General features: G+C 54.1%; 13 protein-coding genes and 1 pseudogene. 7 read left to right on the forward strand and 7 right to left on the reverse strand.

Going from position 1 to position 14,691, the window contains the following annotated elements; genetic code table 11:
- Positions 1-45 precede the first annotated feature (45 nt).
- Together J7412_RS10905 and J7412_RS10910 are read right to left on the reverse strand one after the other, a co-directional pair.
- Positions 46-2,157: a methyl-accepting chemotaxis protein gene (locus J7412_RS10905; RefSeq protein WP_209078658.1), complete on the reverse strand. Its 2,112-nt coding sequence runs from the start codon at positions 2,155-2,157 to the stop codon at positions 46-48.
- A 240-nt stretch (positions 2,158-2,397) separates the two neighbouring features.
- Entirely contained in the window at positions 2,398-3,306 is a 909-nt protein-coding gene (locus J7412_RS10910) for a LysR family transcriptional regulator (RefSeq protein WP_209078659.1), read from the reverse strand.
- Between the two features lie 342 nt (positions 3,307-3,648).
- Here J7412_RS10910 and J7412_RS10915 point away from each other — a divergent pair, with 342 nt between their 5' ends.
- The 5 genes and pseudogenes from J7412_RS10915 to J7412_RS21850 all read left to right on the forward strand — a co-directional run.
- Positions 3,649-4,665, forward strand: coding sequence for an extracellular solute-binding protein (locus J7412_RS10915; protein WP_247743887.1), 1,017 nt, complete (start codon positions 3,649-3,651; stop codon positions 4,663-4,665).
- Between the two features lie 66 nt (positions 4,666-4,731).
- Positions 4,732-5,838 carry an ABC transporter ATP-binding protein gene (locus J7412_RS10920; RefSeq protein WP_209078660.1) on the forward strand — a complete coding sequence of 369 codons (1,107 nt, stop codon included), beginning with the start codon at positions 4,732-4,734 and terminating at the stop codon, positions 5,836-5,838.
- Between the two features lie 3 nt (positions 5,839-5,841).
- Positions 5,842-6,708 carry an ABC transporter permease gene (locus tag J7412_RS10925; RefSeq protein ID WP_209078661.1) on the forward strand — a complete coding sequence of 289 codons (867 nt, stop codon included), beginning with the start codon at positions 5,842-5,844 and terminating at the stop codon, positions 6,706-6,708.
- Complete coding sequence (locus J7412_RS10930) at positions 6,705-7,562, forward strand: ABC transporter permease (protein ID WP_209078662.1); 858 nt, start codon at positions 6,705-6,707, stop codon at positions 7,560-7,562. The genes J7412_RS10925 and J7412_RS10930 overlap by 4 nt, the downstream gene beginning before the upstream one ends.
- 207 nt (positions 7,563-7,769) lie before the next feature.
- Positions 7,770-7,955: pseudogene (locus tag J7412_RS21850) on the forward strand (ABC transporter permease); the annotation flags it as partial.
- A 103-nt stretch (positions 7,956-8,058) separates the two neighbouring features.
- Here J7412_RS21850 and J7412_RS10935 read toward each other — a convergent pair.
- Positions 8,059-9,822: a PQQ-dependent methanol/ethanol family dehydrogenase gene (locus J7412_RS10935; protein ID WP_209078663.1), complete on the reverse strand. Its 1,764-nt coding sequence runs from the start codon at positions 9,820-9,822 to the stop codon at positions 8,059-8,061.
- 153 nt (positions 9,823-9,975) lie between these two features.
- On the opposite strand from J7412_RS10935, the gene J7412_RS10940 reads away from it, so the two are divergent.
- Complete coding sequence (locus J7412_RS10940) at positions 9,976-11,076, forward strand: ABC transporter substrate-binding protein (RefSeq protein WP_247743867.1); 1,101 nt, start codon at positions 9,976-9,978, stop codon at positions 11,074-11,076.
- Positions 11,076-11,675, forward strand: coding sequence for an ATP-binding cassette domain-containing protein (locus tag J7412_RS10945; protein ID WP_209078664.1), 600 nt, complete (start codon positions 11,076-11,078; stop codon positions 11,673-11,675). The genes J7412_RS10940 and J7412_RS10945 overlap by 1 nt, the downstream gene beginning before the upstream one ends.
- Here J7412_RS10945 and J7412_RS10950 read toward each other — a convergent pair.
- From J7412_RS10950 to J7412_RS10965, 4 genes are all read right to left on the reverse strand, one after another.
- Positions 11,672-12,463 (reverse strand): ABC transporter permease, encoded by a 792-nt coding sequence (locus J7412_RS10950; RefSeq protein ID WP_209078665.1) that lies wholly within the window; start codon positions 12,461-12,463, stop codon positions 11,672-11,674. The genes J7412_RS10945 and J7412_RS10950 overlap by 4 nt on opposite strands.
- Complete coding sequence (locus J7412_RS10955) at positions 12,460-13,173, reverse strand: ABC transporter ATP-binding protein (RefSeq protein WP_209078666.1); 714 nt, start codon at positions 13,171-13,173, stop codon at positions 12,460-12,462. Before J7412_RS10955 ends, J7412_RS10950 begins: the two co-directional genes overlap by 4 nt.
- On the reverse strand, positions 13,170-13,589 hold the full coding sequence (locus J7412_RS10960; protein WP_247743891.1) for a hypothetical protein: 420 nt from the start codon (positions 13,587-13,589) through the stop codon (positions 13,170-13,172). The genes J7412_RS10955 and J7412_RS10960 overlap by 4 nt, the downstream gene beginning before the upstream one ends.
- 121 nt (positions 13,590-13,710) lie before the next feature.
- Positions 13,711-14,691 (reverse strand): YVTN family beta-propeller repeat protein, encoded by a 981-nt coding sequence (locus tag J7412_RS10965; protein ID WP_209078667.1) that lies wholly within the window; start codon positions 14,689-14,691, stop codon positions 13,711-13,713.

Here is a 14,691-nt window from a genome sequence, read left to right on the forward strand (position 1 = left end):
CCTAAGAAAGGCTGCGCAGGTTGGGACAAGCGTGATTTCGGAAGACTATGCGGCTTCTTCTTGAATTGAGCCGATTTCGTTGCCGTACTTCAGCTTGAATTGAGCGACCAAACGCTCGAGTTCATTGGCTTCTTCTTTCAAGGTTGCACAGGTGTCGCTGACATCTTGGGCCATCACTGCATTTCGCTGCGTCGCCTCTTCTAGCTGTGAGACGCCCGTATTGATTTCTCCGAGGGTTTCGGCCTGCTGTGCCGTACCTTCAGCCATGTTGGAGACCAAAGAAGACACATGACTGACCCGGTTGACGATAACCTCGAGAGCTTCGCCGGTTTCATTCACCAAACCTACGCCATTGCTTACGCTCGTGGTGCTTTCACCGATCAACTCTTGGATTTCACGCGCGGCGTCAGAGGATTTTTGCGCCAAAGCACGCACTTCTGAGGCCACAACCGCAAATCCGCTTCCGGCATCACCCGCTCTTGCCGCTTCAACCCCGGCGTTCAGCGCCAGCAGGTTCGTTTGAAAGGCGATGTCGTCAATCACACTGATGATTTGAGCAATTTGGCTTGAGGATTCCGATATCTTGGCCATGGCGTTTACCGCCTCTTTGACCACTTTTCCGCTTTCAGTCGCGTCTGTTTTTGCAGAGTTCGTGGTATCTTGAACATCTTTCGCGCCAGAAGCCGCAGATTGCACGCTTGTGGTGATGCCTTCTAGTGCCAAGGCAGTTTGTTCAATTGTGCTGGCCTGATTTTCAGTGCGGCGCGACAGATCTTCGGAGGATTGGCTGAACTTGATGGTGCCCGAGCGAATGCTGGATGTCACTTCAACAACATTGACGAGTGTTTCATTCAACTTACCGACAGTCTTGTTGAAGTCTGTGCGCAGGCCTTCGTATTCTTCCGGGAAAGGCTTTTCGAAGAAATGTGCCAGATTGCCATCTGCCATCTCTCCGAGGCCCTGGCGAATTTCGCCGACCACATAATCCTGTTCCGATTTAAGACGTTCTTGTTCCGCCTTCAACGCCTCTGCGTCGCGCCGCATTTGCAATGTATCTTGCTTGAAGTGATAGACCGCTTTGGCCATTTTGCTGAGTTCGTCTTTGCCTTCGATGCCTTCGACGAACACTTCGAAATTGCCGCTCGTGAATTCGTTGATGACTGAAATCAGGTACTTAATCCGAGCAACCATGCGCTCAAAGGAGAAGATCGCGAACGATAGAACCAGCACGGTCACAGCGGATCCGAGCCACATCAGCCTGTAAAAGCTTGCATCAGCTTCTGCTTCAATTTGCTGAGTCAATTCGGCAACATCCGCAACAAAGGCGAGTTCTTGGGATCGGAGTTGGTTGATCCAAGCTGTGGAGATCTTGAACCATTCGGGTGCGGTGAGGTTTCCGTAGTTCTGTGCTTCATATCCAGAGCGGATTATCTCTCGCGCAGACTGCACAGCTTTGTATTCACTGGTGGCTTTGAGCCCTTCGAGCCACGCGGGCTCGTCCAGCGCGCCGGCAGTTTCGCCAATCAACGCCATCTGAGCTCCGCCCAGATAGATAAAACGGTCATGCACTACCGTTGAGAAGCCGCCGCCCAGTCCCGTGGCGCCCATGGCGCGCTCCAATCCGGCGTTCTCTTTAGCCGAGCCAATCAAGGCACGTGCGCTCAGTAAGGCTTGGACCCTGCTGTCTTTGTCTTGAATGCCTGATGGCCGAGAGAATTCAATCAAGTTATTGATCGTCGCTGTATAGAACTTCGCCATTTCGGGGACAGAAAGTTCTAGGGCGTCGACCCGCTCTCTCATGCCGTTCAGCTGCGAGAGCTGGTTTTCGATATCTTCAAGACGCTCTGGTCGTTGCGTCGCGAGAAGGGAGATCCCTTGCTGGAACTGATCAAGGGCTTGCAGAGTCAGAATGCGCTGCTCAGTGAGCTCGCCAGGGAAGTTGGCACCTTTCGAGGCTATAAAGCCAGCGGAATACCCGCGCTCTTTTTGAAGCTCATGGATCACCTCTCCAACAACAGCGCCCTCATTCGCCCGCAAGGTGGTATCGTGAGCGCTATCCACAAAAGCCTTCTGTCGATTGATGTCATCAAACATCAAAAAACCTGCGAGGGCGAAAATTGGGCCGATCACAAGCAGCATAACAACGCGCAGTTTCATAAGAGGAGCCTATTCTCTAATAATCACACTTATTGGTTGATAGCAGCGTGGGGCTTAAATTTGTCTGAAGCTCCCAATCAGACAAGGTAAGATTCGAAGAAAATGCATGATTGTCGCGCGCAGTCCTTTCGGACATGCCGGGCTTGTTTCGTAGGTAGAGGCCCCGTGCGAGGAGGGTAATATGGTCGACATTGCCGCGAGTTGGATGCGAGCGCTGGAGGCGCTGATCGACCCTATTCTCTAGCGCTCCGAGAAGGGTTGCAGACTCTTCTCAAAGTTGGACAAGAATTCCAGCGTAAGCACGGATGTGGCTTTGTGATTTGGCCAGATCAGCGAGAGTTTATGCGTGAGATTGGCAGAGTAGGGCCGATAAGAGACGCCACGGCCGACGTATTCCCGCGCATCAAGTTCGCTCAATACGGAAACACAAACCCCCTTAGCTGCGAGCTCGCAGGCGCAGGTAAACTGTCGGGTCTCGATAAAACTGTCCATGGGGACGTCTTCGCGTTCTAGAGTTTCTCGTAGACGTAAATAGAACTCACTACCTATGCGGTCATGGGCGATACGCTCCCCGGCAAGGTCGCTGGGGGTCACCACGTCTAGTTGTTCAAGTCGGTGACCTTCCGGAAAAACACAGACGCAGCGAATTGGAATGGTTTTGCTGTTGAGTGCATGGTGAGAGCGAAAAGTATCGGTGATCCCGCAGTCGTATTGCTCCCCGATCACCCAATCCAAGATGCGTTCTGGTCTGTCTGGCTCGATTGTCACGGTGACATCTGGTCGGGCTTTGAGGAAGTCAGCAATTACCGAAGGCAGATGACTCGTGGAAAACCCCGGTAGGCAAGCCACTTTAAGATGACCACTGGTGCCGCCCTGAACGTTGTGGCCCAGACTGCGGATTTGCTCCATCGAACTGAAAATGCGTTCAATTTCCGGCAGTAGATATTGGGCCTCTCGCGTGAGCACCATCCTGCGCCCTGATCGCTTAAACAGCGGATACCCCAGCTCTTTGGAGAGATCTGAGAGCAATCTGCTGACGGCAGGTTGAGAGATGTTCATGGCCTTGGCTGTGAGACTGATGGTGCCACTTTCACCCAGTAAGCCCAAGGCCTGCAATTGTCGAATGCGCAGTGGCTCGATGGCGCTCATGAGGTTGGCTTTCTATTCTGGCTTTGACGCGGAATTGCTACTATAACCTTATGCTATATGTAGCAGAAATAATAATGTTGAATTATAGATTTAGCTGCGGCACGTTTTGCCCGTCCAGTCAGGTGTCGGCGTGATTCACACCTGAGGCGTATGAAGGGAGTGCAACGCGTTCACACGGGCTGTTGGTTTGGGTCGGCATGACACAATGCTAATGCCCTCAGAGAAGGTGGTGAAAGACCTCAACACTTTGGTACCTCGCTAGCAACACAGGGAAATGACATGATGTTTGATAACTTTGAAAAATTTGGAGCCGTCGCCCTTACCGCGACCGCCATCTATACAATGCCAATGTCAGCCGGCGCTGACACGCTGCGCCTGCTGACCTGGGGCGGTTACGCACCGGAAGAGGTGATCGCAAAATTTGAAGCCGAGACCGGCCACACCGTTGAGGTAACCACCTCCAACAACGAAGAAATGATCGCAAAACTGCGCGCCACCAACGGCGGCGGCTTTGATCTGGCCCAACCAAGCCAGGACCGCATCACCAGCGCCCAAGAAGAATTCGGCATCTATAAGCCTATCGACATGTCGCGCATTCAGTCTGATCTGTTTATCCCATCCATGCTGTCTGCGACCGCTGACAACACCACTTTTGACGGTGAAGTTTACGGTCTGCCACACGTTTGGGGCACCAGCGGCCTTGTGGTAAATACCGCTAAGGCGGGTGAAGTGACCGACTATACCGATCTGTGCGAAGCTTCAGTGTCTGGCAAAGTTTCCTATCGCCTTAAGCGCCCAACCCTGATCGGCTTTGCCTACTCCATGGGCCTTGATCCATTTGCGGCTTACGATGATGCAGACGCCTACCAGGAAATCCTCGACAAGGTTGAAGCCAAGCTGATCGACTGTAAGCCAAACGTCAAAACTTACTGGGGCGGCGGCGATGAGATCAAACAGCTGCTGCGCTCTGGCGAAGTGATCGCTTCGATGGCCTGGGACACGGGCGGATGGCAGTTGAACGCGGATGACGCGGACATCACCTTTGTCGCCCCAGAAGCTGGTGCGCTTGGCTGGATCGACACCTTTGTGCTGCCCGCGCGTGGCCGTGCGGATGACGCAGCATACGATTGGATTAACTTTGTGATGCGTCCTGACATCGCCGCAATGATCACCAATACCGCGGGCAACTTTACAGCGGCTGTGGATGGCGACGCGGGGGTGAATGCCGATCTTAAGGCGCGCTATCAGGGCAGCTTTGACCAAGCCGCCATCGACAACATCAAATGGTACCCACCTGTGCCAGCCGGTCTGGAAGCGCTGGAAGGCGCGACTCTGGATCGCGTGAACGCAGCCAAATAAATCAGTCTAAATCCAAGCGAAGGGTGCCCCTGGTGGGCGCCCTTTCACCAATTTTGAGGCCCCCAAGTGAGCAACAGCACTCCCGATCTTTCCTGCAGCAATCTGGTGAAAGACTTCACCGATTTCCGCGCCGTTGATGGCATCAGCTTTGATGTGCCTAAAGGATCGTTCTTTTCCATCCTCGGCCCCTCAGGCTGCGGCAAGACCACGCTGCTGCGCATGATCGCGGGGTTCCAGTCACCCACCAGTGGCGATTTGCGGATCAAAGGCACCTCCATGATTGGCGTGCCGCCCAACAAACGCCCGGTGTCCATGGTGTTTCAGCACCTTGCGCTCTTCCCGACCATGAACATCGGCGACAACGTCGGCTTTGGTCTGCGCCAGCGCGGTGTCGGTAAAAAAGAAATCGGCAAGCGCGTGGAGGAGGCGCTGGAGCGCGTCGGGCTTCCCGGTGTGTCCAAACGCCGTGTTGATCAGCTCTCGGGCGGCCAGAAACAGCGCGTGGCGATTGCCCGCTGTATGGTGCTGGAGCCGGATGTTTTGCTGCTGGATGAACCGCTTGGCGCGCTGGATCTAAAGCTGCGCGAACATATGAAAGTAGAGCTAAAGGCGCTTCAGGCCGCTTTTGACACCACCTTTGTCTACATCACCCACGACCAATCAGAGGCGCTGGTGATGAGCGACAATATCGCCGTGATGAACCATGGCCGTTTTGAACAGATCGGCACGCCACATGAGGTGTACCACGCGCCGCAAACCGCCTTTGTTGCGGGGTTTGTGGGCGAAGCAAATAAGCTCTCCGCCAAAGTGACGGCCACCAATGGTGCGATGCTGTCGCTGGTGACCGAGGCTGGCAGTGAGGTGCAGGTTTCTGCCTCAAACGCCGGGTTGGCGGTTGGCCAAAAGGCGCAGATTTTCTTGCGACCTGAAGCCATTGACCTTTTGCCGCTTGGTTCCGACCAGGCCGCTGGCAGCAATGCCACCGAAGCGGTGGTAGAGACCGTTTTGTTTAATGGCGCCAACAGCACCGTCACCCTGCGTGATACCGCAGGCGGCGTGATCAGCGCCGCCCTGCCGCAAACCGGCGCGCTGGCGAACCTCAAAAAAGGCGACCGGCTCATGACAAGCTGGAGCGCGGAACAGGCGCGTTGTTACGCTGCCGGGGAGGCCTAAGTCATGAATTCTGACGCCTCCCGGCTTGGGTTCTACCTTTTGCTGGCCCCCATCATGTTATGGTTGGTCCTGCTGATCATCCTGCCCCATGTTGGGCTTTTCATTGTGTCGATCAGCGAGAAAGTCGGCCCGCGCGAATATGAATATGGGCTTGGCAACTATGCCGCCTTCTTTGGCGAGCCGCTTTATTGGCGCACCTTTGCGCGCACGGCGATCATGTCGATCCTCGCCACCGCTCTGACGCTGATCTTGGGCTTTCCGATTGCCTACTACATCGCAAAACTCACAAAAGGACGCACCAAAACCACGTTGTTTTTGATGTGTATGATCCCCTTCTGGGTGTCAGAACTGGTACGCACATTTGGCTGGATGATCCTGCTGCGCGAAACCGGCGTGTTCTCAAACCTGTTGCAATCGCTTGGCTTGGCGAGCGGCGGGGTTGAGATGCTTTATAATGACGCTGCCATCATGGTGGGGCTGGTTTACACCTCCATCCTCTTTATGGTCGTGCCGCTTGTCACCACGCTGGACAGCTTGGACGACAGCCTGATTGAGGCGGGCTATGATCTGGGCGCGAACAGCACTGCCATTATGCGCGAGATTGTCATTCCCCATGCCATGCCCGGCATTGTCTCGGGCTGCATCGTGGTCTTCATGCTGTCGCTGGGCAACTACTTAACGCCGATCCTATTGGGCGGCAAAGACAGCCTGTGGTTCACCGGCATGATCTACACTCAGTTCATCACCCGCTTTAACTGGGAACTGGGGGCGGCCTTTGGCTTCCTGCTGCTGGGCCTGTCCTCACTCGTGGTGTTTGTTGGCCTGAAGCTCTCCGGCCAGTCGCTTTCTGAAACGATGGGGCGGTCATGATTCCAACAATTTCCCAATCCAGCTTCACCCTCTGGGCCTACCGGGCCTATGTGGCGCTGTTCTTTGTCTACCTCGCCCTGCCGCTGGCAGTGGTCTGTGCCTTTGCCTTCAACAACAGCGTCTTTCCATCGCTACCATGGGAAGGCTTCACCACGGCGTGGTTCTTTGGCACTGAAGCTCCCTTCGTAGGGGTGTTTCACGAGCGCACCATTCTGCGTTCGATTGGCACCTCTGCCTTTGTGGCCGCTTGGGTCTCAGGCCTCGCGGTGGTGGTAGGCACTTGCAACGCTTTCCTCTTTGTGCGCCATGAGTTCCGCGGCAAATCGCTGCTTTACATGCTGATGCTTCTGCCGCTGATTATTCCCGGCGTGATCCTGGGCATTTCGATCCTTGTTTTCTCAAGCTCAATCGCCAACACGCTTGAGGACGCCACAGGGCTTTGGTTTGACGGGCTGCGTCCCGGTTTGCCTCTGGTGATTTTGGGGCAGTTTTCCTTCATTACAACTTTTGCCACTTTGGTGATATCCGCTCGCCTGCAGAAGTTTGACCCCAGCTTGGAGGAAGCGGCGCTGAATCTTGGGGCGAGCAAATGGGGAGCCATTCGGCAGATAACGTTGCCGTTTCTGCTGCCTGCTATTGTGGCCAGTGCTGTGGTCTCCGTGCTGATGAGCTTTGAAAACTTCAATACGACACTGATCTTGGTTGGTTCTGACAGCCCGCTGACAATCACCATGTTTGACAAGCTCAAACAGGGCTCTACGCCGGTTCTCAACGCGGTCTCGTTATTGCTTATTGTTGCGTCGGCAATCTTGGGCCTTTTGTCATTAGCCTTTCAGAAACGAGACAGTCGCTGATGTATCCGCGCTAGCCAATCATAATTCCGTTCCACACTGTTTAGATTGGTGCAGACTTTTTGGGGGGCTTCCTTTGTCGGGCAGCCCCTTTTTTCGTTGCGCGGTCTGTTCGATTGAACATGTAACCGGCACTACTCGTGGGGAATGCTGGCATGAATTATGATTCATGTTTCATATTTTGCAGAGGAGAAATTGGGAAAAGTTCCTATGTTGCACTCTTCTGCCTTGACGGCGGCCGATGCGTTGATGACGTCTGTGGCCTCTGCAGAAGTTTGGATTGCTCATGTCTAAGGCAAAGCCGGCCCGTTTGAGGCTTATGCGGCTCAATCACACAATGGGCTGATGTTGGGGCTGGAATATGCCAGCAAGGGCACGATGGCGATCAACAGCGAGATAAAAGCCAGAGATGTTGCTGACGTATTCGCCGCTTGAACTTCTTCAAAGCAAACGGCGCACCAAACGCGCGCCGTCTAGATTTCGTACAGATTCTGCTGGATTAGTCGGCAGAGGCCAGTTGCTTGGGCAGGCGGAAAGTCCAAAGCATGCCGCCTTGGTTCAGATAGTTCACCTTCTTGGCAACTTCTCCGCCCCAAAGTGGAACAGCGCCGCCCCAACCGGAAATGATTGAGACATATTGTTCACCGTTTTGTTCCCAAGTGACGGGCTGACCGACAATGCCGGAACCGGTTTGGAACGACCAGAGAATTTCTCCTGTGGCATCATCGAAGGCGATAAATTTGCCTTCGGGAGTACCGGTGAAGACCAACCCGCCTGCAGTGGTCATCACGCCGCCCCACAAAGGTGCATCGTTCTTGAATTCCCAAACCAGTTCGCCGGTGTCCGGGTCGATCGCTTTCAGGCTACCGATGTGATCTTCGTAGTTGGGTTTGATTGTGAAGCCGGCACCAAGATAGGCAGCACCTTTTTTGTAGGTGATCGGCTCATTCCAAATGTCCATTCCCCATTCATTGGAAGGGACATAGAAGTTGCCGGTATTTTGGCTAAACGCCATTGGCATCCAATTTTTTCCGCCCAAGAAAGAGGGGCTCGCGAAAATCACCTCACCTTTTTGGCCATCAGCTGCCGCGGCAGGATCGCCCGGGCGATTTTCCTCAACCCAGATCGGACGGCCGTTTTCATCAAGGCCAGATGACCAACTTATGTCCTTCACAAACGGTACACCGCGCACAAAATCCCCGTCTGCGGCATCCAGTACGTAGAAGTAACCGTTGCGATCTGCGGTCGCCAATCGCTGCTCACCGGCGCGATTGTCATAAGCGACAACCTCATTTACGCCGTCATAGTCCCATCCCTCACGCGGTGTGGTCTGGAAGTGCCATTTGATGTCGCCAGTCGCCGGGTCGATGCCGATGCGGGAAGCTGCATAGAGGTTATCGCCAGAGCCATCGTTTTTTTGTCCGGCATCACGCAGCCAGGAATTCCACGGCGCCGGGTTCCCCGCACCCATGATGATGGTGTCGGTGCGGGCATCATACGACCCACCAAGCCAGGTGGCGCCACCGCCTGTCTTCCACATGTCGCCGGGCCACGTGGCATTAAGTGTACCGGTCATGGTGCTTTCTTCGCCGTTGAGGGTTCCCATGTGACCTTCGATAACAGGACGCTCCCAAACCATCTCACCGGTCTCTGCATCCCGGGCTTGCACGGCGCCTACAATGCCAAATTCGCCGCCCGAATTACCGGTTACCACCAATCCGTTCACAATCATTGGTGCCGCAGTGTAGGAATACCCTGCCTTGTAGTCTTCGATTTTGTCGCGCCAGACCACATCACCAGTGTCTTTGTTGAGCGCCACAATGCGTGCGTCGAGCGTGCCGAAGATCACGAGATCCTTATAGAGCGCAGCGCCGCGGTTGACGACGTCACAGCAAGGGAGAATACCCTCAGGCAGACGCGCATCATATTGCCAAAGCTCTTCGCCGGTTTCGATGTTAATTGCGTACATTCGGCTGTAGGAGCCAGTGATATACATCACACCATCATAGACAAGCGGCTGGGTTTCCTGACCTCGTTGTTTCTCGCCGCCGAGCGAAAATGCCCAAGCGGGGACAAGGTTTTTGACGTTGTCTTTGTTCAGAATATCCAATGGAGAATACCGCTGCAGCGCGCGGCCCATACCATTGGTGACAATTTGGTTGGTGATCGTTGAATCATTGGCGATGTCGTCATCGGTCACCTCTGCTGAGGCGTAGCCGAACGAAAATACCGCAGCCGTCGTGGCCAGCAATAAACTTCTCATATTGTCCTCCCTGTAGAATGCGCTGAAACGGTCCATGCGCGCGCAAATTCTGGTGTCACTATCTTTGAGATCACCCGTTCGTGAAATTGCACAATGGTCGTAAAGCTCAGGAGGTAACTTGGAGACATTGTGGAATGATCTGAAAAGGCAGCAATGAATGCAGTTTGGAGGGTTGAGGGCGCTCGGTCTTCTACATGCAAAGCCCATGCTTTGGTCGTATTCCGGAGAAAGGCCCGGATGCTAGTATGCCGCAAACGGGAGGATGTGATGTCATACTTTGACAGAATGGTTGGCTTGGTCGCTGGCGCTTGTTTGAGCGTTGGGCTGACAGCAAATTCGGTGATCGCGGAGACGGAGGTTCTACGCGCGGCAGTTCTTAAGTTTGGGACGGTGAACTGGGAGTTGGATACGATCCAGCATCACGGATTGGACACCGCGAACGGATTTGAGTTGCAAGTCAGTGGCGTGGCCGGTGGCTCTGCCGCCAAGGTGGCATTCCAAGGTGGTGAGACAGATGTGATCGTGTCTGACTGGATCTGGGTCGCGAGGCAGCGTGCGGCAGGCAAAGACTACGTCTTCATTCCTTACTCAACCGCAGTTGGCGGATTGATGGTCCCAGAAGGCAGTTCTGCACAGTCCCTTGCGGATCTCAGTGGACAAAAAATTGGTATTGCTGGTGGCCCGCTCGATAAAAGTTGGCTGATCTTAAGAGCTTATGCGCAGCAAGAATATGGGATCGATCTCGCTGCGGGCACCGAGCAGGTCTTTGGGGCGCCACCGCTGATCTTTAAGACCGCATTGTCTGGGGATCTTGGTGGGGCGATAAACTTTTGGCATTTCATGGCAAAGATGGAAGCTGGCGGGATGCGAAAGCTGATCGATGTATCTGATGCTGCTCAGGCGCTGGGGCTTGATCCGAAAACCCCTCTGCTCGGTTACGTCGTGCGCGGTGAGATGCTGCGCGAGCAGCCGGACTTGGTGAATGGGCTAGCGGCCGCGTCACGTGGTGCAAAAGAGCTTTTGGCAACCGACGAGGCAGAATGGGAACGTTTGCGCCCTCGTATGAACGCCAAATCGGACGCGCAATTTGCGGCACTTAAAGCGGGTTTCCGAGCGGGCATTCCCTCTGGCGCTGCTGTGGATGAAATCGCTGCTGATAAAATGCTTCGCTTGATGGCTGAATTTGGCGGAGACGATCTTGTTGGTGAGGCCAAAAGCCTCCCGCCCGGTTTATTCGCGCAGCTCACCAACTAGTGTCTAAGAATGTTCTTAACCTAGATCTGCGTGAGCTGTCCTTATCAGGGCAGCCCGTTTTGGCAGATCTGCCCTTGACCCTTTTAGCGGGCGAAACTGTTGCAATTACAGGGCCTTCGGGTATCGGGAAAACCAGCATATTGCGAGTATTGGCTGGGCTGGAAACAGGGTTTTCCGGAACACTCCAAGGGGCGGAGCGTGTCGCAATGGTTTTTCAGGAGCCTACGTTGCTGCCATGGCGTACCGCGAGGGAGAATTTGTGCCTCACAACCGGTGTGAGTACTCAAAAGGCTGAAGCAAAGCTGATTGATGTCGGGCTGAAAGGCCTAGGTGATCGCTTTCCCGGACAATTGTCCCTCGGACAGCAAAGACGACTTTCGCTTGCCCGCGCTTTTGTGGCTGATCCACAAATTTTGCTTATGGATGAGCCATTTGTCTCGCTTGATGAAGCGCTGGCGGAAGAGATGATGGGCCTCTTTGAGGAATTGCGGGCAGGCACCGATGTGGCGACGGTTCTCGTGACGCATGTCCCAAAGGAGGCAGAGCGCTTGGCAGATCGCGTCTTGCGCTTGGAGGGACGCCCAGCGACCTTCCGCTAGCCTCTCGGACGTTTCATCCCGCGCGCGGGGTCATATCCCCATATCGCGAGAGCGCCAAAACAGAGCGTTGCGAGTAAAACCCAAAGCGTCGATTGGAGGTTGATCTGTTGGTGCAGGGCAAAGCGGATCAGTTCGACCCCATGTGTAAACGGATTTACGGCGCAGATATCATGCAAAAGCTCTGAGCTTTCGGCCATTTTCCAAAGTGGATACAGTGCCGACGATAAGAAGAACATCGGGAAGATGACGAAGTTCATCACGCCTGCGAAGTTCTCTAGCTGCTTGATAAAGCTGGATAATGCCAACCCCAGTGCGCCAAGCATGAGGCCGGTCAAGATTAGCGCTGGTAAGATAGTAAGGTATCCCACAGTAGGCCAGCGTAGCCCATAAAGATCGGCGATAAATAGGAAAGTGTAAACCTGCGCAATCGAGATGATAGTGGAGCCTAAGAGCCTGCAGGAGAGCAGCCACCAGCGCGGCAAAGGTGCGGTTAAAAGCAATCGCATTGACCCCATTTCGCGGTCGTATACCAAGCTGAGGGAAGATTGCATCCCATTGAAAAGCATAATCATTCCGCACAATCCGGGAACAATGTAGGTCTCATATTGGATATAGGTTTGGTACGGAGGCGTGATGGAGAGACCGAGTGCAGCGCGAAAGCCAGCGGCAAAAACTAAGAGCCAAACGAGGGGGCGTACGAGCGCTGCAACAAAACGCCCGCGTTGTTGGATGAACCGCAGTACTTCGCGTGTGACGATGGCTTGAAGCGCGATGAAATATGGCTTCACGCTTCAGCTCCGGTGAGTTCAAGAAAAGTTTCGGTGAGTGAGCTGTCGCCCGTTATGTTCCTGGCCTTGTCGTTGGCTAAGATGGCACCTTCTTGGAGGATAACCAATTGATCTTTTGGAGATATTTCATCCGCTAGATGTGTTGCCCAAAGTACTGTGTAGCCGTCTTCCGCCAGCGCATGTGCATATTTGGTGATTGCTGAGCGGCTGGCGGCATCAAGACCCACGGTGGGTTCGTCAAAGAGCAGGACCTTTGGGTCGTGTATCAGAGATCTGGCGATCTCAGCGCGCCTTCGGTGGCCTCCATTGAGCTTACGAACAGTTTCTCCCGCACGGTCCACCATCGACATTTTATCAAGGGATTCCATGATCTTGCTCTCAGCTCGCGAGCCTGAAATCCCTTGCAGCGCAGCAAAGTACTTGAGGTTGCGGTAGACGGTCAGATCAAGATCCAGCGTTGGCTGTTGAAAAACCACACCGATCTGTTTCAGCGCTGAAAGAGGCTTATTGGAGAGGTCTTGGCCAGCGATTTCAATCATGCCTGACTGTGCTGTGAGCAGTCTGGTAAGTATTGAAAAAAGCGTGGTTTTTCCGGCGCCGTTCGGGCCGAGTAAAGCGCAGAATGTGCCAGAATCGACGTCAAAGGACACGTCATCCAGCGCTTTTTTTGCGCCGTAGGCGTAAGACAGTCCTTTGACACTCAGGCTCACTTGATTTCGATTTCAATGCGTTGGGTTTCGCCAGTCGATCCGGGGATTCTCATGTGGTAACTGCCTGGCTTTATTGCCAAAAAGCCTATCTCCATTGTGCCTGCTTCGTCAAACTCTACCGAGTCCAGACCAAGCGGGCGGATTTCCAAACCCTCGATCACGATTTCATCGATCCAAATGGCGCGAAAGAACTCTGCCCCGACAAGTGCAAGCTCCTGACTGCCGTCGGCCTCGATCTCAAATTCATAATAAGTACCTGATTTCAATTCCCAATTCTCTTCAGAGAGAGGCACTCCCGCGCTGAGAGTGATGGGGGATAAGTCCTCTTTGTTTTTGGCAGAGAGGATGCCAGCAAGCCCAAAACCGTCATCATCATCGTCATCAGCAAAGGCACCGGTTGCAGCCACGCAGCTCATAGCGGTCACGGAAATCATTGTGCGTAAGAAAGTCATTTTGCCCTCATTTTGTGGTCGGTATTGCGTATGTATTGCGTCGTTATCGCGGTGTTATCATGTCGGTGCATTGTCGGTTTTTTGCTTAGGGACGCAGTGCCGCGCCCCAAGGGAAGCGACCGACCTTGATGGTCTTAACTGCGGCGCGCTCGGCTACGTCAATCACGGTCACATCGCCGGAGACACCGTTTGTCGTGAACAAGAGAGATTTGTCCGTGTTGAAAGCCAAGTGCCAGACACGACGTCCAACCAGAATGTACTCTTCAACCTCGAAGGTTTCGGCATTCACGACGGCGACGTGATTGGAAGGGCCAAGCGCGACGAAGGCTGTTTTTTCGTCGCCGGTAAATTCAAAGCCAACAGGCTGCACGCGGTCCGGATGAACGCCTTGTACTTCGAACTCGATTTTGGCCTTCTCGGCTTTACTCTCCACGTCAAAGACAGAGAGGGTGCCCCCAATCTCAGCACTTACCCAAAGTTCGGAGCCGCCAGCCGCAAATTCGGCATGACGGGGGCGTGAATCGACAAGGGTATTGGCCACGAGTTCCTGAGTTTCAGTATCTATCCAATGCGCCATATTTGTCGTTTCTGACGTGGTGATGGCGTATTTGCCGTCGGGTGAGACAGCCATGCCTTCGGGTTCGATCCCCACATCAATTTGGGCTACAACCTTACGGGTCTCTACGTCCACCACTGTTGTGATCGCGTCGTCTTCGTTCGCGATATAGAGGTGGCGGTTGTCTGGGTGCAGCACGAACTGTTCCGGGTCCTCACCAGAAGGCAGGTCGTGCAGGATCTTTCCGGTTTCAGGGTCCATCACCTGAACAGCATCGCTGTCTGAGGCGCAGATGTAGAGGACCTTGTGGTCATGGCTGAAGGTGATACCGCGGGGGCGCTCTCCGGTTTCGATGGTGCGGACGACCTCTAGAGTGGCGACATCTATGACCGATATCGTGTCGTCCTTTTCGTTGGAGATCCAAATCTCTTCGGCCTGTGCATGGCTGAAAGGCAGCGCAAGGCAAAGGGCCAAGGCGGTTGTTTTGGTGATGTTGGACAGCAAAGGCAT

The sequence above is a fragment of the Shimia sp. R9_3 genome (assembly GCF_017743755.1).
Lineage (GTDB): Bacteria > Pseudomonadota > Alphaproteobacteria > Rhodobacterales > Rhodobacteraceae > Shimia.